Raw genomic sequence first — 704 nt, 5'->3', positions numbered from 1 at the left:
TTAGACTGGGATAAACCGAACTCACAATATTAATACAATGGGAGGGTAATGATGAACTCATTGCTCCTCTCTTTACTCTCTCATTATTAGGAGGTATAATGGCTGTTACTACTATTGCCACTTATAATCTCGATGGAACTACAGTAGATTTTACTGTTCCATTCGAATATCTATCTCGTTCATTTGTTGTTATTACAGTTCGTTCTCAGCTAACTGGCACTAACCAAGTTCTCGTTCAGGACACTGACTACAAATGGACTTCAAATACTAACATCCAATTGACATCTCAACCAGATGCTCAGTTCGATGAAATCGAAATTAAACGTGTAACATCCTCTATTGAACGTATTGTTACATTCCAAGATGGCTCTATCATCCGTGCTGCTGATTTGAATAAAGCAGAATTACAAACTATGCACATTGCTGAGGAAGCTCGTGATGCTGCTCAGAGTTCTGTTCAGTTGGATAATAACAATAACTATGATGTATTAAACCGTCGTCTGGTTCACGTTGCTGATGGTCAAGACCCAAATGATGCAGTGAATATGAAACAGTTTGCAGAAACTATCACTTCTGCTACTGGTATCCTGACTCAGACTCAGGGTGTGAAAGATGCTACTGATGTCATCCGTGGGCAAGCAGAAAATGCTCGTGATATTGCTGTTGCACAGGCTACTAAATCTACTAACCAAGCAACTGCTTCT

Annotated in this window: 1 protein-coding gene; it reads left to right on the top strand. The window is 39.6% G+C overall.

All coding sequences use genetic code 11. The annotated features are described in order from the left end of the window. Nucleotides 1–98: 98 nt before the first annotated feature. A partial coding sequence (locus N1032_RS25395) for a phage tail fiber domain-containing protein (protein ID WP_259543372.1) occupies nt 99–704 on the top strand: 606 nt, incomplete at its 3' end.

The sequence above is a fragment of the Herbiconiux daphne genome (assembly GCF_024979295.1).
In the GTDB taxonomy this organism is placed as follows: domain Bacteria; phylum Actinomycetota; class Actinomycetes; order Actinomycetales; family Microbacteriaceae; genus Herbiconiux; species Herbiconiux daphnes.
Note: the sequence above shows the minus strand (reverse complement) of the source record. Positions and strands in the feature narration are given on the sequence as shown.